Annotated in this window: 15 protein-coding genes; 5 read left to right on the top strand and 10 right to left on the bottom strand. The window is 72.1% G+C overall.

Going from position 1 to position 17,894, the window contains the following annotated elements; translation table 11 throughout:
- Nucleotides 1–34 precede the first annotated feature (34 nt).
- A complete protein-coding gene (locus OG594_RS38105) occupies nucleotides 35–1,414 on the bottom strand; it encodes an FAD-binding oxidoreductase (RefSeq protein WP_266606982.1) in 1,380 nt (459 codons plus the stop codon).
- A gap of 160 nt (nucleotides 1,415–1,574) precedes the next feature.
- On the opposite strand from OG594_RS38105, the gene OG594_RS38100 reads away from it, so the two are divergent.
- Nucleotides 1,575–1,925: a VOC family protein gene (locus tag OG594_RS38100; RefSeq protein ID WP_266606981.1), complete on the top strand. Its 351-nt coding sequence runs from the start codon at nucleotides 1,575–1,577 to the stop codon at nucleotides 1,923–1,925.
- A gap of 5 nt (nucleotides 1,926–1,930) precedes the next feature.
- Nucleotides 1,931–3,103, top strand: a complete 1,173-nt coding sequence (locus tag OG594_RS38095) for a bifunctional 2-polyprenyl-6-hydroxyphenol methylase/3-demethylubiquinol 3-O-methyltransferase UbiG (protein ID WP_266606980.1) — start codon at nucleotides 1,931–1,933, stop codon at nucleotides 3,101–3,103.
- A 66-nt stretch (nucleotides 3,104–3,169) separates the two neighbouring features.
- Here the strand turns inward: OG594_RS38095 and OG594_RS38090 are convergent, their stop codons facing one another.
- From OG594_RS38090 to OG594_RS38060, 7 genes are read right to left on the bottom strand one after another with little or no spacing between them, the layout of a single operon-like run.
- Nucleotides 3,170–4,039 (bottom strand): alpha/beta fold hydrolase, encoded by an 870-nt coding sequence (locus OG594_RS38090; protein ID WP_266606979.1) that lies wholly within the window; start codon nucleotides 4,037–4,039, stop codon nucleotides 3,170–3,172.
- Nucleotides 4,040–4,060: 21 nt separating this feature from the next.
- The gene (locus OG594_RS38085) at nucleotides 4,061–5,425 is read right to left on the bottom strand and encodes an NAD(P)/FAD-dependent oxidoreductase (protein WP_266606978.1); all 1,365 of its coding nucleotides are present in this window, start codon (nucleotides 5,423–5,425) and stop codon (nucleotides 4,061–4,063) included.
- A 2-nt stretch (nucleotides 5,426–5,427) separates the two neighbouring features.
- On the bottom strand, nucleotides 5,428–6,261 hold the full coding sequence (locus OG594_RS38080) for an ABC transporter permease (protein WP_266606977.1): 834 nt from the start codon (nucleotides 6,259–6,261) through the stop codon (nucleotides 5,428–5,430).
- Entirely contained in the window at nucleotides 6,258–7,076 is an 819-nt protein-coding gene (locus tag OG594_RS38075; RefSeq protein WP_266606976.1) for an ABC transporter permease, read from the bottom strand. Before OG594_RS38075 ends, OG594_RS38080 begins: the two co-directional genes overlap by 4 nt.
- Nucleotides 7,073–8,011, bottom strand: coding sequence for an ATP-binding cassette domain-containing protein (locus OG594_RS38070; protein WP_266606975.1), 939 nt, complete (start codon nucleotides 8,009–8,011; stop codon nucleotides 7,073–7,075). The genes OG594_RS38075 and OG594_RS38070 overlap by 4 nt, the downstream gene beginning before the upstream one ends.
- Before the next feature lie 53 nt (nucleotides 8,012–8,064).
- Complete coding sequence (locus OG594_RS38065) at nucleotides 8,065–8,334, bottom strand: acyl carrier protein (protein ID WP_266606974.1); 270 nt, start codon at nucleotides 8,332–8,334, stop codon at nucleotides 8,065–8,067.
- A gap of 46 nt (nucleotides 8,335–8,380) precedes the next feature.
- The gene (locus OG594_RS38060; protein ID WP_266606973.1) at nucleotides 8,381–10,045 is read right to left on the bottom strand and encodes an AMP-binding protein; all 1,665 of its coding nucleotides are present in this window, start codon (nucleotides 10,043–10,045) and stop codon (nucleotides 8,381–8,383) included.
- A 149-nt stretch (nucleotides 10,046–10,194) separates the two neighbouring features.
- On the opposite strand from OG594_RS38060, the gene OG594_RS38055 reads away from it, so the two are divergent.
- Both OG594_RS38055 and OG594_RS38050 read left to right on the top strand, forming a co-directional pair.
- The gene (locus OG594_RS38055) at nucleotides 10,195–11,799 is read left to right on the top strand and encodes a (2,3-dihydroxybenzoyl)adenylate synthase (RefSeq protein WP_266606972.1); all 1,605 of its coding nucleotides are present in this window, start codon (nucleotides 10,195–10,197) and stop codon (nucleotides 11,797–11,799) included.
- The gene (locus OG594_RS38050) at nucleotides 11,796–12,605 is read left to right on the top strand and encodes a 4'-phosphopantetheinyl transferase (protein WP_266606971.1); all 810 of its coding nucleotides are present in this window, start codon (nucleotides 11,796–11,798) and stop codon (nucleotides 12,603–12,605) included. Before OG594_RS38055 ends, OG594_RS38050 begins: the two co-directional genes overlap by 4 nt.
- Here the strand turns inward: OG594_RS38050 and OG594_RS38045 are convergent.
- Entirely contained in the window at nucleotides 12,560–13,774 is a 1,215-nt protein-coding gene (locus OG594_RS38045) for a cytochrome P450 (protein WP_266608771.1), read from the bottom strand. The two genes, OG594_RS38050 and OG594_RS38045, sit on opposite strands and share 46 nt — an antisense overlap.
- A gap of 203 nt (nucleotides 13,775–13,977) precedes the next feature.
- On the opposite strand from OG594_RS38045, the gene OG594_RS38040 reads away from it, so the two are divergent.
- The gene (locus OG594_RS38040; RefSeq protein ID WP_266606970.1) at nucleotides 13,978–15,216 is read left to right on the top strand and encodes a cytochrome P450; all 1,239 of its coding nucleotides are present in this window, start codon (nucleotides 13,978–13,980) and stop codon (nucleotides 15,214–15,216) included.
- A 42-nt stretch (nucleotides 15,217–15,258) separates the two neighbouring features.
- On the opposite strand, the gene OG594_RS38035 is transcribed toward OG594_RS38040, so the two are convergent.
- Nucleotides 15,259–17,634 carry a BTAD domain-containing putative transcriptional regulator gene (locus tag OG594_RS38035; protein ID WP_266606969.1) on the bottom strand — a complete coding sequence of 792 codons (2,376 nt, stop codon included), beginning with the start codon at nucleotides 17,632–17,634 and terminating at the stop codon, nucleotides 15,259–15,261.
- Nucleotides 17,635–17,894 lie beyond the last annotated feature (260 nt).

The raw sequence follows: 17,894 nt of genomic DNA, 5'->3' as shown, positions 1-17,894 counted from the left end.
GGCCGGCCGCGTCCTGCGACCGGGCCCACCGGTCTCAGCCCGCGGGCTTGATGTTGTTGTTCGTGTGGAAGAAGTTCTCGGGGTCGTAGACGGCCTTGATCCGGGTCAGCCGCTCGTAGTTGGAGCCGTAGGCGTCCTCGATGCGCTCGGCGGCGTCCGCTCCCAGGTGGTTCGCGTAGACCGCGCCGGTGGTGTAGGGCAGGAGTTCGGAGTACACCTTCTCGGTCCACTCGACAGCCTCCTCGTCCTTGGCCGGGTCGGTCCAGGAGGTGAGGATGCTCGTGAGGTAGCCCTCGCGGTGCAGGAAGGGGGTCTCGGACGCCGGTACGTTCGACATCACACCACCCATCAGGCCGCCACCGACCAGGCTCCGTTCGGAGGGGGCGTTGACGAACCCGTCGGCGAGGACCTGCAGCGGCTCATCGCGCAGTTCGGGCAGCAGGAACGAGCGCGGGTAGTACCGGTGACCGGCGACGGTGTTCTCGTCGAGCATCCGCTGCACGGCCACGTACGGCATCGGGCCGCAGTGGTCGAGGAGCGCGCCGGTGCCAAGACCGCGCATCTGGCCGATCAGGTCCTCGGTGGAGTCGTCGGGGGCCGCGTGCACGAAGCCCAGGCCGATCGCCGGTGCGCCGCCCGGGGCGGTGAGGAAGGCGAAGGACGTGGTCAGCTCGTCGGGGGCGGTGCGGTTGAACTCGTCGAGCCGCCGGGCCACGTCCACCGTCTGGTCGATGGGGAAGGCGAGCAGGCCCGCCATGCAGTCACCCTGCGGGTGCAGGTTGAACTCGAAGCGGGTGGCCACACCGTAGTTGCCGCCGCCGCCGCGGATCGCCCAGAACAGGTCGGGGTGGTCCTGCGCGGTGGTGGTCACCAGCTCGCCGCTGGCGAGCACGATGTCAGCGGAGATCAGGTTGTCCACGAGCAGACCCCGGTAGCGGGCGAGCCAGCCGAGTCCGCCGCCGAGGGTGAGTCCGCCGATGCCGATGTACGACTCCTGTGAGCCGGTGACGGCGAGGCCGAAGCTGGTGGTCTCGGCGTCGACGTCGCCCTGTTCCAGTCCCGGCTGGACGACCAGACGGCGCTTCGCGGGGTCGACCCGGATGCCGCGCAGCCGGGAGGTGTCGAGCAGCAGTCCGCCCTCGACGGTGCCGGTGCCCGCGAAGCAGTGGCCGCCGCCCTTGACGGCCAGCTCGATGTCGTTCTCACGCGCGAAGTTGACGACCTTGACGACGTCGGAGGCGCCGTCCACCTGGACGATCGCCCCGGGGTTCTTCTGGAAGTAGCCGTTCCAGATCTGCTTGCGCTCGTCGTAGTCGGCGTCCTGCGCGGTGATGGTCCGGCCCCTGATCGCCTCACCCAGCTCCGCGAGCCTGGATTCCGGGATGTCCGAGCCGGTCGCGGTGACGAGTCCCACGTCAGTCCTCCTCTGGGGTTGGCTGGTTCGGCCGGCGCGCGCTCGCGCAAGGAGGCCGATGCGAGGAGAACGTACGGCTGCGGGAAGGCCCGTGAGACGAAGGTGAAAGAGGGCGGAAAGGCCCCCCGGGCGACGCGGTGGGCTGGCTACGCTGGCGCACATGTCTGCACTCCGCGCGATGCCGCTGCTCACGGTGAGCGATCTCGATTCCGCAGTGGAAGCCCACGTCCGGGTCACCGGAATGGAAGTGATCATGAATCACGGTTGGATCGCCACGCTCGCCCCGCCCACGGACCACTCCGTGCAGGTCAGCCTGATCACCAAGGACCCCACCGGGCCGGTGAACCCGGCGGCCTCCATCGAGGTGGAGGACCTGGACTCGGCTCTCGAAGGGGCCCGCGCCGCCGGTCTGGAGATCCTGTACGGACCGGCAGAGGAGGAATGGGGCGTACGGCGCTTCTTCTACCGGGACCACGACGGCAACGTCGTCAACGTCCTCGCCCACCTCTGACCGCCATGGCTCCCTCCTTCCGCAACCCCTCCCCCGCCCGTCCCGGACTCGGCACGCCGCCCGCCGAGCGGGGGAAGCCCGCCGCGCCCGCGGCTGGCTCCGCGCAGGCGTTCTCCCTCCGGCTCTTCGGCGCCGGGCTCGCCTCGGCCGAGCTGATGACCTGCTTCCTGGGCCTGGAACTGGGCCTGTACGAAGCCCTGCGCCGCACCGGCCCCGCCACGGCCGCAAAAGTGGCCGAGGAGAGCGGCCTCGACGCCCGGATGGTCCGGGAGTGGCTGGAACAGCAGACCTGTGCCGGTGTGCTGACCGTCGACGCGCCCGACGCGCCGCCGGAGACACGGCGGTTCACGCTGCCACCGGCGCACGCGGAGGCGCTGCTCGACGCCGACAGCCCGAACTGGATCGCCCCGCTCGTCGTGATGCCCATCGGAGGGATGGCGGCCGTGCTGCCGCAGCTGGTGGAGGCCTACCGCGGCGGCCGGGGCCTTCCGTACGCGGCCTACGGCGAGGCCCTTCGCGGGGGCCAGGCGGGCCTGAACCGCGGTGTCTTCGAACACCACCTCCCCGGCTGGATCAGCCGCCACCTGCCCGACATCGATGCCCGGCTGCGGGTGCCGGGGAGCAGCATCGCCGACGTGGCGTGCGGCTCCGGCCTCTCCACCCTGGCACTGGCCCGGATGTACCCCGACGCCGAGTTGCACGGGCTCGACCTGGACGAGGCGTCGATCAAGGACGCCGAGGCGAACCTCGCCGCCGTCGATCCCGCGGAGGGGCTGCGCGACCGGGTCAGGTTCCGGTCCGGTGACGCCGGTGAGGCCGGGGCGGCCCGTCACACCCTGGTCTGCGTGTTCGACGCCCTGCACGACATGTCCGCGCCGGTGGACGTGCTCCGGGCCTGCCGGCGCCTGATGGCTCCCGGAGGCGCGGTACTGCTGATGGAGCCGTCGGTCGGCGAGCGGTTCACCCCGGCCGCGCCCGACAGCGAGCGCTTCCACTACGCGGTGAGCGTGCTGCACTGCCTGCCCGTCGGAATGAGCAGGACACCGAGTGCGGCCACGGGCACGGTGATGCGGCCGGACACCGTGCGCGCGTACGCCGCCGAGGCGGGCCTGGACACCCGGGTGATCGACGTGGGACACCCGTTCCACCGGCTGTACCGGCTCACGGCCCGACCGTAGCGGACTGTACGACAACGGCTCCCGGCCTCGCGCAGAGGCCGGGAGCCGTCGCGTTGCGCAGAGGCGTCAGCTCTCTTCCGTACGGTCTTCGGAGGGCCGGCGCGAGCCGCGCGGGGTGCCGACCTTGCCGGAGCGCAGGTAGTCGGCGACCAGGGCGTTGACCTCGGTGGGCTTCTCCAGCAGGGACGCGTGCCCGCAGTTGCGGATCTCCGTGTACTCGGCGGTGGGGATCAGGTCCGCCAGCTCGCGCGACAGGTGCCGGGGCGCGACGATGTCGTGCTCCATGCCCACCACGAGCAACGGCACCCGGACCGCCGCCACTTCCTCGTCGCTGGGCCGGAAGTTGGTGCTCGCCTCGGCGTGTCCGATGGCGCCGTGCCCGCCCGATTCCGCCAGTCCTGCCAGCCCGTCCAGGTAGGGCGCGATGAACTGGTCGCGGTTGAGCGCGCGCGGCCCGAACAGGTACATCGCCCGGAAGGCCCCCTCCAGCAGGGCCGGGACCTTGTGTCCGTTCTTGAGCCGGTCCACCGCCTCGGCCTGGATGGCCTGTTGCAGCTTGCCGGGCTTCCACGGGACCCCGATGAGGGCGGCGCGCTCGATGAGATCGGGGCGCTTCATCGCCATCTCTAGCAGGATCATCGCGCCCACCGAGTAGCCGATGTAGGTACAAGGGCCCAGCTCCAGGGCCTCGTTGAGAGCGGCCAGGTCCTGTCCGAGCAGTTCCACGGTGTACGGCGGAGGGGTCTCCTCCGACGGGTGCACGCCGCGCAGGTCGAAGGTGACGACGCGGTATCCGGCCTTCGTCAGCTGCGGCACCTGCATGGTCTGGAACAGGGATGCCTGGTGCTGGCCGGGTACGAGGACGACCAGGGGACCGTCCTCGGGACCGTAAATGTCGTAGCTCAGCGTGACGTTCGTGGGCAGTGTGACTTTCATGGTGTTCCCTTCTGAGGGCGCTCAGCCGGTGACCAGGCGCTCGAAGTCCTGACGGGTGGGTCCGACGTGGTCGCGTCGAAGGTCGGGGTGCTCGCGCAGGAACGCGAGCACCCGGCGGGCCACCTTGCGGTCGCGCATCAGCTCGGCCGGGGTGAGCAGCATGTGGTAGACGCGTTCGGCGGCGATCCGTACGTGTTCGTGCTCCTCGCGCAGGACCGCGAGGGCGGTGAGTACGCGGGCGGTCAGCGAGTCGTCGTGCGCGCCGCCCGCGAGTTCGGCGAGCCGGGCGGCGTCGGTGGCGACCTGCTGCTCGAACCACTGCCCCAGGCACTGTTCGGTGGCCTCGTGGGTCTCCTTCGCCCAGTCCGCCGGGTCCTGGCCAAGGCGGTCGAGCCGGTCCGCGACGGTCCTGGCGTGCGCCAGGGCCAGGGAGACGCCGCGCCCGAAGGTGGGGTTGGTCTGTACGCAGGCGTCGCCGACCAGCGCGAAGCCGGTGACCAGGGGCGCACCGTCCACGGCGAGCGACCGGCGGCGGTTCTCCAGTCCGGCCATCGGCATCGGGTCGCCGACCGGTGTCGCGCCGTCGAGCCAGTCGCGCACCGGGGCCACGCTGGCCAGGAAGCGGAGGTAGACCGTGCGCTCCAGCAGCCGGGTCCGTACGGGGTCGTGGGAGGACACGGTGGTCGACAGGTGGAAGCGGCCGTTGTCGCCGGGGAAGGCCAGCACGGTGGCGAAGTCCAGCTCGTGCACCACCGGGGCCCGCAGGGACGGGAACCGGCCGCCGGGGCCCAGCGCGAACTCCTGGGCGATGTAGGAGAACCCGCACGACTGGACCGTCTCCCTGGGCGGGGCAGCACCGATCGCGGTGAGCCAGGCGGCCACCGATGACCTGCGGCCGGTGGCGTCCAGCACCACGTCGGCGGCCAGGTCGCCGCCCTCCGCGAGGCGGACCCCGTGCACGTGGGGAACGCCGTGCGGGGCCCCGGAGCTCAGCAGGCCGGTGGCCCGGTCGTGCAGCAGCGTGACCGCGGGGTCGGCGGCTGCCCGGCGGCGCAGCGCGGCCTCGAAGACCAGCCGGCGGCTGAGCAGGCCGAGGTCGTCGCCGCCGGTCTCCAGGGTGACGGGGACCGCCCCGCGGCCGGTCAGCTCCGCCAGTACATCGGGGCACTCCTCGCGCAGCACCCCGATGCCCAGCCCGAGCAGGGCGTGCCCCTGGCGGGCGTGCGGTACGCCGCGCCGTTCCCAGTCGGCCACTTCGGCGTGGGCCCCGCCTTCGGGGGGCGGGCCGTCCCGTTCGACGAGCGTCACGCGGTGTCCCCGGCGGGCGGCGAAGGCCGCGAGTCCGAGACCGGCCACTCCCCCGCCCAGTACGACGATGTCCGCCACGGTCAGCCGCGCTTCACGAGCATCGCGAAGCGCCGCGTGGCGACGACCGTGCACACCGCCGTGACGCCGAGGGTCCAGGCGGCGGTGCCGAGCACCGGCACCGTCAGCGCGCCCTGGTGGGAGAGTCCGGCGAGTGCCTCTGCCGCCAGGGAAACAGGGTTGACGCTCACCGCGGGCTGGATCCAACCGGGGAAGGCCTCCAGCGGTACGTAACCGCTGGACATCAACGTCAGGACCAGCGTGGGCATCTGGACGTAGCGCACGATGATGCCGGGGTGCTGGGCGACGAGCGCGACGGCGACGGCCAACGCGCTGCACATCATCCCGAACAGCGCCACGATCCCGAAGAAGCCGAGGACCGCCAGCGGCCCCTGGGAGAACCGGAACCCGACCGTGTGGGCGACGAGCGTCACCAGGACGGCCACCCCCATGATGCGTACGAAGTCGCCGCCGATCCGCCCGAAGACGTACGCCCGCATGTCCAGCGGCATCGCGCGCAACCGGTTGAACACCCCGCTGCGGATGTCGCTCCACAGGGCGATCGCGGTGGTGAGGATCGAGGAGAACGCCGTGGTGAGCACGATCAGCGGGGCGAGCCGCCGGACGTAGTCGAAGTCCTGGGTGTCGCGCACCAGCACGCTGAAGGCGGCCAGCAGCATGAAGAGCTGGAGCAGCGGAAAGGCGATGGTGACGATGAGCATCATCCGGTTGCGGACGAACTGGCGGATCACGCGTCCGGCGATGATCGCGGAAGCCCTGGCCAGGGTGGTCGGGTCGGGCGAGGGGGACGGCAGCACCGTCGGTGCGACGGTCCCCGGCGACGACTGCACGGTCATCGGATGGCCACCTTCCTGAAGGCGACGGTCGTGGTCCACGAGAGGAGGGCTACGAGACCCACCAGCCACGCGAGGCCGGGCAGCGTCGCACCCCAGGTGAGTTCGGCACTCGACAGGGCGCGCAGCGCGTCGATCACCCCGGACACCGGCGAAGCCGCGACGATCGGCTGGAGCCAGCCGGGGAAGAGGTCCGCCTCGACGAAGCCGGTGGAGAGCACCAGCAGCGGCAGGTACGGCAGGTGAAGCACCGCACTGAGCGCCTCCAGGTTGCGCAGGCGCAGCGCGATGGTGGCCGTGGCCAGCGACAGGGCGACGGTGAACGCCACGGCGAACACCACGAAACCCAGTGCGGCGAGCACTCCGTGGTCGAAGCGGAAGCCGACCAGGTGTCCGGCGAGGACGACGGCGACGCTGGACAGGAGGCCTTGCAGCGCCACGACGGCCAGGTGCGCCAGGCTCATCGCGCGCATGTCGACCGGGCTGGTCAACAGGCGGGAGAAGACGCCGCTGGAGCGGTCGGCGGCCAGGTCGGTGGCGCTCCCGATGGCCACGAACATCAGGGCCTGGACCAGGACGGTGGGGGTGACGAAGCGGCCGAAGTCGATGCCCCGTTCGTCGAGCATCGTGGCGAAGGTGCAGTAGAAGATGGCGAAGAAGAGCAGCGGCTGCACCACGGTGGCGACCAGGCCGCCCCGGGAGAACGAGCGCATCCTCAGCCGGTCGAAGAGCACCTGGAAGTCGTGCTGCCAGCCGGCCGGGCGGCCCGGGGACGGCGGGGCAGCGACCACCGCGGCGACGTCGGGCGCGGTGCTCATCGGGTGGCCTCCTTCTCCATCGGCTCGGTGAACGCGAAGAAGACCTCGTCGAGCGTCGGCTTGGTCACCTCGATGTCGGCGATCCGCAGCCCCTTGCCGTCCAGTCGGGCGAGAACCCCGGCGACGTCCTCGGGGCGCGCCATGGGCACGGCGACCTTGTCGCCCTCGGCGCTCACGCCCGGCAGTTCGCCGAGGGCGAGGCGAGCCGCTTCGGCGTCGGCGGCGCTGGTCAGGGTGAGCCGGCACATGAGGCCGCCCACGTCCCGCTTGAGCTCGTCCGACGAGCCGTCCGCGAGGACCCGGCCCTTGTCGATGACGACGATGCGGTCGGCGAGCTGGTCGGCCTCCTCCAGGTACTGCGTGGTGAGCAGGACGGCGACCCCCCGTGCGGCCTCGGCCCTGACCATCTCCCACAGGAGTTTGCGGCTGCGCGGGTCGAGGCCGGTGGTGGGTTCGTCCAGCACGAGCACCGGCCGCGGGACCACCAGGCTGACGGCGAGGTCGAGGCGGCGGCGCATGCCGCCGGAGAGGTATCCGACGGGGGTGTACGCCGCTTCGCCCAGCTCGAACCGCTCCAGCATCTCCCCCGCCCGCTGCTGGGCCTCGCCCTTGCCGAGGCCGAGCAGCCGGCCGAAGAACACCAGGTTCTCGCGCGGGTTGATCTGTTCGTCGAGGGCGGCGAACTGGCCGGTGACGGCGATGTTGGCCCGCACCAGGGACGGGTCGGTCGCGGGGTCGTGCCCCAGGACTCGAATGGTGCCTCCGTCGGGCTGCAGCAGCGTGGTCAGGCAGTTGATGAGGGTGGTCTTGCCCGCTCCGTTGGGGCCGAGCAGGCCCACCACGGTTCCGGCGGGGATCCGCAGCGACACCCGGTCGAGTGCGGTCTGCTCGCCGAATCGCTTGGTGAGGTCCGAGAGGGAGATCGCCTCGGTCATCGTGGCTCCTTCAATCCGTCATGGCGTCGTCGTGCTCGGGTCGGTGGTGGCTCTCACGACGGCGCCTGGACCTCGACCTGGCTCAGGACGTAGGCGAGCACCTGTTCGGTGGTCTGGATGGCACGTCCGGTCTGCTCGTCGATCGGCGGCAGGTCGAAGTCGTCCTCGATCGCGAACGCCATCTCCAGCAGGGCCAGGGAGTGGAATCCCAGGTCCTCGACCAGACGCATGTCCTTGCCCACCTCGAACCGCTCCCGCTCGGGAGCGAGTTGCTCGATGATCGCGAGCACGGTCTCGCGCACCTCTTCACTGGAGTAGGGCATGTGGTCTCCTGTTCTGGGCGGGCCGGGCGGTGGTGTTGCGGGGCGGTCAGGCGGGGGTGTCGGTCGCAGCGGGCGCCGCGTCGAAGGCGTGCTCCTGGCTGAGGCGCTGCCAGAGCTGGCGGCGGCGGCTCTTGCCGCTGCTGGTACGGGGGATGGCGCCGCGCGGCACCCGGGCCACGTGCCGGCGGGTGCCGGGGCAGGCCGCGGCGAGCACGTCCTCTGCCACCTCGGCGGCCCGGGCGTCGAGACCCTCCAGCACGGCCACGGCGTGGGCGCGTCCGTCCGCCTCGCCGAGCACGACGCAGACCCGGCTCAGGTTGAGTCCGGCCCGCCCGAGCATCAGCTCGACGTCCTCGGCGAAGAGCGAGCGGGCGTGGACCTTGACGCTGTCGCCGAGTCTGCCCAGCACGTAGAACTCGCCCGCCAGCTCGAAGGCGACGTCGCGGGTGAGGAGCCGCCCGTCCTCGAAGGCGGTGCCCTCGGCGGAGCCGTCCGCGAGGTAGCCGTCGGCCAACGAAGAGCCGGAGACGGCCAGTTCGCCGACGTGACCGTCGGGCAGGGGCTTTCCGTCCTCGCCGACGACGTGCACCGTCAGTCCGTCCAGTGCGCGGCCGCAGCTCATCACCTGGACCGTCTCCCGGTCCGCGGCCCCGGCCGCGAGGCTCACCGCCGCGCCGACCCGCAGGTCATCCCGGTGCACGCGGACGGCGCGCGGGACGTCCTCGACGGGCACTCCGGTCACGGCGAGAGTGCTCTCGGCCAGGCCGTAGGCGGGGGTGAGGGCGTGCGAGGACAGGCCGTGCGGGCGCATCAGGTCGGTGAAGCGGGTCACCAGCGCGGGGTCGATGCGTTCGGCCCCGACGATGACCGCCCGGACGCCGGACAGGTCGGCGCCTTCGAGGTCGGCGTGGCCGACGCGATCCACGATGCGCTGGAGGCCGAACGCCGGGGTGGCGGTGATCGTCGCGGGCCGCTCGACCCGGTGGGCGTCGAAGCGGGTGACGTACGACAGCGGGTGGCGCAGGAAGGTCTCGGGCCTGCACACCGCCAGCCGGTTGTTGCCGGAGACCGGCACCACCAGGCAGCCGATGAGCCCCATGTCGTGGTGCATCGGCAGCCAGGAGCACCAGGAGTCGTCGCGTCCGGCGCGCTCCCAGGCGCGGATCGCGGTGGTGTTGGCGTCGAGTGCGGCGTGACTGATCCGCACTCCGCGCGGGCGGCCCGAGCTGCCCGAGGTGAACTGGATCAGGGCCTGCTCAGCGGGGTCCCGCCTGCCGGGTTCGCCCGCGACGAGCTCCTCCAGGAGCAGTACGCGGGTGTCCGCCCCCGCCTCGGCGAGGACGTCCACGGCGTAGTCGTGGTGGGCGGCGTCCACCACGACGGTGTCGGCGGCCACGGCGGTGACGACGGCGCGGACGTGTGCGCGGGCGGCCTCGCCCGACATCCGGGTGGGCGGCGCCAGTACGCTCACCACGCATCCGGCGGCCTGCACCCCGTAGAAGGCGGCGACGAGGTCGGGTCCGGTGGAACACAGCAGCGGCACGACCGCCCCGTGCGGGACTCCGGCCGCGATCAGCCCGCCCGAGGTCCGGCTCGCCGCGTCGGCGAGTTCGGTGTACGGCCGGTAGGTGTGGGAGGTCTCGTCGAACATCTCCACGCCGGTGTCGTCGCGGGGTGCGTCGAGCCAGCTCAGCGTGTGGGGTCGGCTCATCCATCACTCCTCGGCAGGGTGTCCCGGGGGCCGGGATCTCTTCGGCGACGCTGGTGACGATAGGAGCGATCCCGGTGGTGGCCGCCGTCCCTTTCACGGCTCTGTTCGCCGCGGGCGGTGCGGCCCGGTGGGCCGGAACACTGGCCGGCATGGATGAGTTCACGCCGTGGAGCGACGAGGACGCCGCCCGCTACCGGGCCGCCGGGATCTGGCGGGGGGTGCCGCTGGGCGACGCGCTCGCCGAGGCGGGGCTGACCTTCCCCGACAGGACCGCCGCCGTCGATCGCCGACGCCGCATCACGCACGGAGAGGTGCGCGCCGAGGCCGACGAGATCGCCCGCGGTCTGCTGGCCCGGGGGGTGAACCCCGGTGACCGCGTCATGGTCCAGCTGCCGAACGTCGTCGAGTTCCTCACCGTCACGCTGGGGATGTTCCGGGCGGGCGTCATCCCGGTGTTCGCGCTGCCGGGACACCGGGAGAGCGAGGTGCGGCACCTGATCGAGGCCTCCGGCGCGGTCGGTTACATCACCGCGGGCCGCTTCCAGGGCTTCGACTACCGCACCCTCGCCCGCCACGCCGCTTCCCTGCCCGGCGTCCGCACGGTGATCGTGGCGGGCGACAGCGAGGAGCTGACGCCCCTGGACCGGGTGCGCGCTCAGGGCGCCGACGACGGGCCGCTGCCCGAGGTCGATCCGTCGGGTGTCGCGTTCCTGCTGCTCAGCGGCGGCAGCACCGGCAAGCCCAAGCTGATACCGCGTACGCACGACGACTACCTCTTCAACATCGCCGCCTGCGCGCAGGCGTTGGAGTTCGACGCCGGGAGCGTGTACCTGGCGGCGAACCCGGCCGCGCACAACGCCGCCCTGGGGTGCCCGGGAGTGCTCGGCGCGCTGCTGGTGGGCGGCAAGGCGGTGCTGGCCGCGAGCCCCTCCCCCGACGAGGTGTTCCCGCTGATCGAGCGGGAGGGGGTCACCCACACCACCGTGGTGCCCGCGCTCGCGGCGCTGTGGTCCAAGGTCTCGGCGAAGCGGCCGGTGGACATGAAGGGGGTCCTCCTCCAGGTGGGCAGCTCCAAGTTCGACGCGCAGGCCGCCGGGCGCACGCAGGCGGCGCTCGGCTGCCGGATCTCGAACTGGTTCGGCATCGGCGAGGGCCTGCTCACGTACACGCGCCTGGACGACCCGGAAGAGGTGGTGCACGGCACCGAGGGGCGCCCGCTGTCCGAGCTCGACGAACTCCGCCTCGTCGACGAGGAGCTGCGCGAGGTGCCGACGGACGCGGTGGGCGAGCTGGTCACGCGCGGCCCGTACACCATCAACGGCTACTGGAACGCGCCCGAGGCGAACCGCACTTCCTTCACCCCCGACGGCTTCTTCCGCACCGGCGACCTGGCCAGGCTCACCCCCGAGGGCAACCTGGTGGTCGTCGGCCGCGCGAAGGACGTGATCAACCGGGGCGGCGAGAAGGTGTCGGCCGACGAGATCGAGGGACACCTGCGCGGCCACGAGGACATCGACGACGCCGCTGTGGTGGCCCGGCCGGACGTCGAACTCGGCGAAGCCACGCTCGCGTTCGTGGTCCCCGGCGGGTCGGGGCGGACGCCTTCGCTGGTGGAGATCAAGCGATACCTGGCGGGCAAGGGCCTGGCCGCGTTCAAACTCCCCGACGAGGTGCGCGAGCTGCCGGTGCTGCCACGGACCCCGGTGGGCAAGATCGACAAGGTGGCCCTGCGGGCGACGGCGGCCTCGGGTTGAGTCGTACGACCGCAGCTTCCGGTACGTCCCGTACGACAGCGGTATCCGGCGTCATCCGGACGCTGCTCCCCGCGTACGCGGCGGCCCGGGAGAGCACCTGCGAATTGACCGGCCCCGCGCTCTTCGAGGCGGAACTACGGCAAGTGGCCGACGTGTTGCCCGCGCGCCGGGCCGAGTACACCACTGTCCGGCGGGTGGCGCGCGCCTGCCTGGTCGAGCTGGGCGTCCCGCCCGCCGCACTGGTGCGCGGCGTCGACGGGGCGCCCCGGTGGCCTGCCGGGACGGTCGGCTCGCTGACGCACTGCCGGGGCTACCGGGCGGCGGCGGTGGCACGGTCCCGGGACGCCGACGGACTGGGCATCGACGCCGAGCCGTGCGCGCCGCTGCCCGCCCGGGTGCTGGCGCAGGTGACCTCGGCGGCCGAGCGGACCCACCTCGCTGAGCTGCGGGCGTCCGATCCCGACGTGCCGTGGTGCCGGGTGCTCTTCAGCGCCAAAGAGGCTTACTACAAGGTCTGGTACCCCGCGATGGGATGCTGGCTGGGCTTCGACGACGCCGAGGCCGTCCTCCGACCCGGCCGTGGCCACGGTACGTTCGTGGTGCGGCCGGTCTCGGACGGTGTGCGGCGGGCCCGCCGGGCGGAGGCCCTCTTCGACCCGGTCGCCACGGGCTTCCCGGCCCTGCGCGGGCGGTGGGCCGCCGGTGCGGGCGTCGTCGTGACCGCGATCGCCGCACCGGCGGGCTCGCTGCCGCACTCGGCTCAGGCGGGGCGCACCGCCACGGGCACGCTGCGGTGGGCCCAGTAGGGGAACCGGAAGCCGCCCGCGCTGGGCTCCCACACGCCCTCGCCCGCCGACTCGATGTCCGCGAACCGGGCGACCAGCCGTTCGAAGACCACCGCCCCTTCCACCCGGGCCAGCGCAGCGCCGAGGCAGTGGTGCACTCCGCCGCCGAAGCTGAAGTGCGGGTTGGGCGACCGGGTCAGATCGGCCCGAGCGGGGTCGCGGAACACCCGCTCGTCGTGGTTGGCCGAGGCCAGCAGCAGCACCACCACCCGTCCCTTGCGGATCGTCAGGCCGGCGATCTCGATCGGTTCCAGGGCCAGCCGGGTGGTGGCGTGGATGGGCGCGTCGTAGCGCATGAACTCTTCCAGCGCACTGCCGACGATGCCCGGATCCTCCCTCAACTGCCTTTGGGTGTGCGGCTGTCGTATGAAAAGGTCGCCGCCGGTGGCGATGACGTTGGTCGTCGTCTCGAAGCCCGCGTAGTAGACGAACAGCGCGTTGTCGATGATTTCCTCGTCGGTCAGCGGCTCCTCGCCGTCCTTGACCACGGCGAGCATCCGCGACAGCAGATCCTCGCCGGGGCGGCGCCTGCGCTCGCGGACCAGTCCGGCCATGTAGTCGCGCAGCTCGACCACGGCCCCGTGCGCCTCGCGCTGCTTCTCCGGCGGGATGAACACCGCGAACGCCTGGGCGAGCGAGGTGGAGAGGCGGGCGATGTCGGCCCGGTCGGGCCGGGGGATGTCCAACAGCTCGCTCATCACCGTCATGGGCACGGGGACGGCCAGGTCTGCGACGAGGTCGAAGCGGCGTTCGTCGGCGAACCGGTCCAGCAGATCGTCGACGAGCCGGGCGATGGGCTCGCGCAGACCCCGCACCATCGCGGGGCTGAGCGACTTGACGAGCAGGCGGCGCAGCCGGGTGTGGCCGGGCGGGTCGCGGTCGACGACGATGCGCCGCAGATAGTCGTTGGCCGGCCCCTCGCCCACCGACACCGCCTGGTACTCCTCGGGGAACTCCCGGCCGAGCCGGGGGTCGCGGAGCAGCGCGGAGACCTCCTCGTGGCGGGAGAAGACCCACTGCCCGGGGCCGCCCCGGCAGACCGGGCCGTACGCGCGCAGGCGACGGTAGACCGGGTAGGGGTCGCGCATGGCGCGCGCGTCGTCCAGCAGGAAGCGCGGCATGTTCAGCACGGTGTTCAACGCTGCGTCACCTCCCGGCACCCTCGGGTGCGCGGCTCGGGTCCGGTGGTTGCTTGCCCTGGCCCGCCCAGTCTGCGAGCCGGGCACGGGGCCGCGGAGGGCGGTGAAGGACTGGCGACAGGTTCCCGCGCCCCCGCTCCCGAACTGTCAGGCTCACCGGACACCACGTGCAACCCACAGGAGGCGTCGGCCGCATGCGAGAGCTGCCCGTCAAGTTCGACTCCCGCGACCCCGCCGTGGTCGCGGACCCCTACCGGGTGTACGCCGGTCTGCGCGAGGCCGGGCGGCTGGCCCGGGGCGCGGCCGGCCAGTGGGTGGTCTCGCACCACCAGGATGTGAGCCGCCTGCTCAAGGACCGTCGGCTCGGGCACGAGTACCCGCCGGAATACCACGAGTTCTCCACCGGGGCAGGGCCCGCCAATGAGTTCTTGAAGCGGATCGTGCTGGACCAGGACGCGCCCGCGCACACCTTCCTGCGGGGCATCATGCAGCGGTCCTTCAGCTCGGGGCTGATGCGCAGGCTGGAGGACTACGTCGCCGCCCAGGTGGCCCGGCTGATGGCCGAGGCCCAGGAGCGGGCGGGCCGGGGCGGGGTGCTGGACGTTGTCGGCGACCTGGCCTTCCCGCTGCCGGTCACCGTGGTCTGCGAGCTGATCGGCATCCCGGACGTGGACCGGGACGCGGTGCGGCCGCACGCCGTGGAGCTGGCCAAGGCGTTCGCCCTGTACGTGCCCGTCGAAGAGCGGGCGGCGGCGCACGAGGCGGTGACCTGGTTGCGCGATTACGTCTCGGCGCTGGTCGACGAGCGGGCGAAGCGGCCGGCCGACGACCTGATCAGCAATCTGCTGGCCGCCCAGCGCACGCAACCCGACTTCGACCGGGAGACGCTGGTCGACAACGTGGTCTTCCTGTTCTTCGCGGGCTTCGAGACCACCACCAACCTGATCTCCACGATCTTCTCCGCGCTGCTGCAACACCCGCAGCAGCTGGCCTTGTTGCGCGAGAAGCCGGAACTGACGGTCCCGGCCGTCGAGGAGTTCCTGCGCTACGACGCGCCGATCCAGGCCACCGCGCGCTACGTGAAGGAGGCGGTGGAGATCGACGGCCGGACCGTGCGCGCGGGCCGCATCCTGGTACTGCTGCTGGGGTCCGCCAACCACGACCCGGCCCGGTTCGCCGACCCCGAGCGGCTCGACATCACCCGCGACCCCAACCCGCACGTGAGCTTCGGCGGCGGTGTGCACCACTGCCTGGGCGCGGCGCTCGCCCAGGTGGAGGGGCGCGCCGTCCTGCGGTGGCTGGCGCTCGCCCCGGCCGTACCGGCCGCGGCGGGCCCGATCGAGCGGCGGCCCAGCGTCACCTTCCGGGCCTACCGCAGCATTCCCGTCAGGCTCGAGCCCGCCGCGCGACCGCGGGTGGCGTCCTCGCCCTGACCCCCCGGCCGCGCCGCACCCGCGCGGTCCCGATTGAGCCGGCTACGGCACGGGCTCCCCCCAGCGGGCCCCCCGGGGGACGGCCAGGCCCATCGCCGTGGCGGTCAGCGTCGCGCTCTGCTCCAGCAGGCCGGTGCGCCGACAGGCGGCGGCAAGACCGATCAGTTCCGTCCTGAACGCCTCGGTCTCCCTCGGACCGATGGTCCCGCCGTCGTACTCCCCGCCGTTCTCCTCGTCGTCGAAGACGTGGCAGCCGTCCGGCGACAGGACGAACCGCAGGTTGCGCGCGAGCTGCGCGGCTGGCCCGAAGAACTCCTCGTGCAGGGAGCCGCACAGTACCGCCAGCATCGCGGCTGATTCCCGCTCGCAGATCTCCGTCGCCTCCTTCCGGCTGTTGATCTCGGGGAGGTAGGGGACGGTGCCGTGTCCGGCGCCGGTCCCGTCGTCCGGCCGGCCGAGCAGGAGGCAACTCCGGGTGCTGACCGCCAGGTGGTAGGAGAGCAGCCGACGGAGCGCGGCGCGCCGCTTGCCGCTGCGCAGGAGCTGCTCGAACTCCCCCATGCCCGCCGTGGCACCAGCCACGAGTCCGTGCAGGGAGTAGCGGCCGATGCGGGGCTGTTCGAGGAGGTTCACGTCGAGCAGGCCCTCCAGCAGCAGTTCGGCCTCGGTCGGGCTGGTGCCGAGCAGGGCGGCCGCCTCGTACGCGTCCATGCTCGAGTCGGGCACCAGGGCCAGCACGCACAGGGCGTGGCGCTGCGCCTCGGTCAGTGCGTCGAAGGAGAGCTGGAGCACTGACCAGACGCTCCGGTCGCCCGCCTGGAGTTCGATCGTGCGCCTGCGCACGTCGCCGAGGCGCTCCACCAAGTGGGACAGCGTCCATGTGGGGCGGCTGCGCAGTTTGGCGGCAGCCAGGCGCAGTGCCAACGGGAGTCCGCCGCAGTGCGCGATGAGCCCTTCGGTCGCCTCGGGTTCCAGTTCGTCCCCGAGCAGCCGCTCGATGAGTTTGCGGGAGTCGCCCGCGCTCATCCGGGAAACCGGGCAGGGCTCGGTGCCGTCGAGGCCGTAGAGACGACGGCGGCTGGTGATCAAGGCGAGGGAGCCGTTGCCCGGCGGCAGCAGCGGCACGATCTGCGCCTCGCTCGCCGCGTTGTCGAGCAGCAGCAGCACCCTGGAATCGGCCAGCCGGGCACGCCACATGGCCACCTGACTGTCCAGGTCCGCCGGGATGCGAGCCGCCTCGGTCCCCAGTGAGCGCAGCAGCACCTGGAGCACCTCGGCGGGTTCGCGGGGCCCCTCGCGCGGGCTGAACCCGTGCAGGTCCACGTAGAACTGACCGTCCGGACAGTCCTGGGCCAGCCGATGGGCCGCGTGCAGGGCGAGAGCCGTCTTGCCGATGCCGCCCATGCCGTCGACGCAGATCAGCAGCGGCCCCGAGCCCTGGGAGCCCGCCCGGGCGGTCCGCAGCAGGGTGTCCACCTCTTCCCGGCGACCGACGAAGTCGGTCAGCTCGTGGGGCAGGGTGCAGGGGGCCCGGATGCATGCCTTCTGGACCCGCGGTGTCAGGTGCCGTCCACTCGCGTCAGGCTCCGTGGTGGTGTGCTGCTCGTAGTAGCGGGTCGGGGCTCCGGCCCGCAGGTAGGTGAACGCGTCCCCCCGCAGCACCGCTGCGTGCACCTGGGCCAGCGAACGATCGGGGTCAATGCCCAGTTCGTCGCGGAGCAGGGTGCGGATCTCGGCGTATTCGGCGAGCGCGTCGGCCTGCCGTCCCGAGAGGGAGAGCGCGAGCATGAGCTGTGCGCGCAGGTCCTCCGCGAGCGGGTGCTGCGCCACCAGGTCCCGGAGGTCTCCTATCACCAGCGCCGGTGGCGACGAGTGCAGCCGCAGGGTGATCAGTTCCTTCTGCACCGCGAGCCGTCGCTCTTCCACCACCCGCGCGGCCGCACGGATCAGGCCGTTCTCCAGCTCGTCGCCGTCGACGACGTCGGCCGCGACCTGGCCGCGGAAGAGGGACAGAGCCGTCTGCAGCTCCTGGATCACCTGGGCCTCGCTGGCTCCGCCCTCCCTGAGCTTTCGGACCCGTAGGCGGCGTTGGTTGAACTCCACCAGGTCGGACTCGGTCTCGCCGACGTTCAGCCGGTAGTTCGGGCCGTCGGTGAGCAGGTAGTCACCCGCACCCGGTATCGCCTGACGGAGTTGGGCGACCGCCTTGCGCACCTGGTTCGAGGCGGTCGCCGGGCAGCACGAGCCCCAGACCGCCTTGGCGAGCCGGGGGGTGCTGAGCACCTCGCCGGGGGACAGCATCAGCACGGTGAGCACGCGGCGCGCCACGGTGCTAGGCAGGCGGGTGGGGGAATCCCCGCAGCGCACCGCGACCGACCCCAGCACCTGGAAGCGCAGGCCCCCTTCTCGCGACGTCATGCGGCCGGCTCGCAGAACGCGGGCCGGGTCGTCCACCGTTCCCCTGCGGCAGTGACGGACGTCGGACATCTGTGGTCGGCCGACGAACCCGATCTTTCTTGCGCGGAGGTGTGCATGTGTAATTGCCGAGGTGTCCCAGTTAAGGAAGTGGCGTACGGGACTGGTGAGACCCACGCCCCGGACACTGCGCAAACGGACTTCAGACCATCCATCCATTCCCCCTCAGACCGAGCCGGGGCTGAAACTCAGCCCATGCTGCT

The organism is Streptomyces sp. NBC_01214 (assembly GCF_026340975.1).
GTDB lineage: Bacteria > Actinomycetota > Actinomycetes > Streptomycetales > Streptomycetaceae > Streptomyces.
This window is presented reverse-complemented; position numbering and strand designations above follow the sequence as displayed.

Excerpts from the sequence above, each read along its gene's own strand:
- OG594_RS38100 (WP_266606981.1), top strand. The coding sequence starts at position 1,575 with ATGTCTGCACTCCGCGCGATGCCGCTGCTCACGGTGAGCGATCTCGAT.
- OG594_RS38095 (WP_266606980.1), top strand. The coding sequence starts at position 1,931 with ATGGCTCCCTCCTTCCGCAACCCCTCCCCCGCCCGTCCCGGACTCGGC.
- OG594_RS38090 (WP_266606979.1), bottom strand. The coding sequence starts at position 4,039 with ATGAAAGTCACACTGCCCACGAACGTCACGCTGAGCTACGACATTTAC.
- OG594_RS38080 (WP_266606977.1), bottom strand. The coding sequence starts at position 6,261 with ATGACCGTGCAGTCGTCGCCGGGGACCGTCGCACCGACGGTGCTGCCG.
- OG594_RS38075 (WP_266606976.1), bottom strand. The coding sequence starts at position 7,076 with ATGAGCACCGCGCCCGACGTCGCCGCGGTGGTCGCTGCCCCGCCGTCC.
- OG594_RS38070 (WP_266606975.1), bottom strand. The coding sequence starts at position 8,011 with ATGACCGAGGCGATCTCCCTCTCGGACCTCACCAAGCGATTCGGCGAG.
- OG594_RS38065 (WP_266606974.1), bottom strand. The coding sequence starts at position 8,334 with ATGCCCTACTCCAGTGAAGAGGTGCGCGAGACCGTGCTCGCGATCATC.
- OG594_RS38060 (WP_266606973.1), bottom strand. The coding sequence starts at position 10,045 with ATGAGCCGACCCCACACGCTGAGCTGGCTCGACGCACCCCGCGACGAC.
- OG594_RS38055 (WP_266606972.1), top strand. The coding sequence starts at position 10,195 with ATGGATGAGTTCACGCCGTGGAGCGACGAGGACGCCGCCCGCTACCGG.
- OG594_RS38040 (WP_266606970.1), top strand. The coding sequence starts at position 13,978 with ATGCGAGAGCTGCCCGTCAAGTTCGACTCCCGCGACCCCGCCGTGGTC.
- OG594_RS38035 (WP_266606969.1), bottom strand. The coding sequence starts at position 17,634 with ATGACGTCGCGAGAAGGGGGCCTGCGCTTCCAGGTGCTGGGGTCGGTC.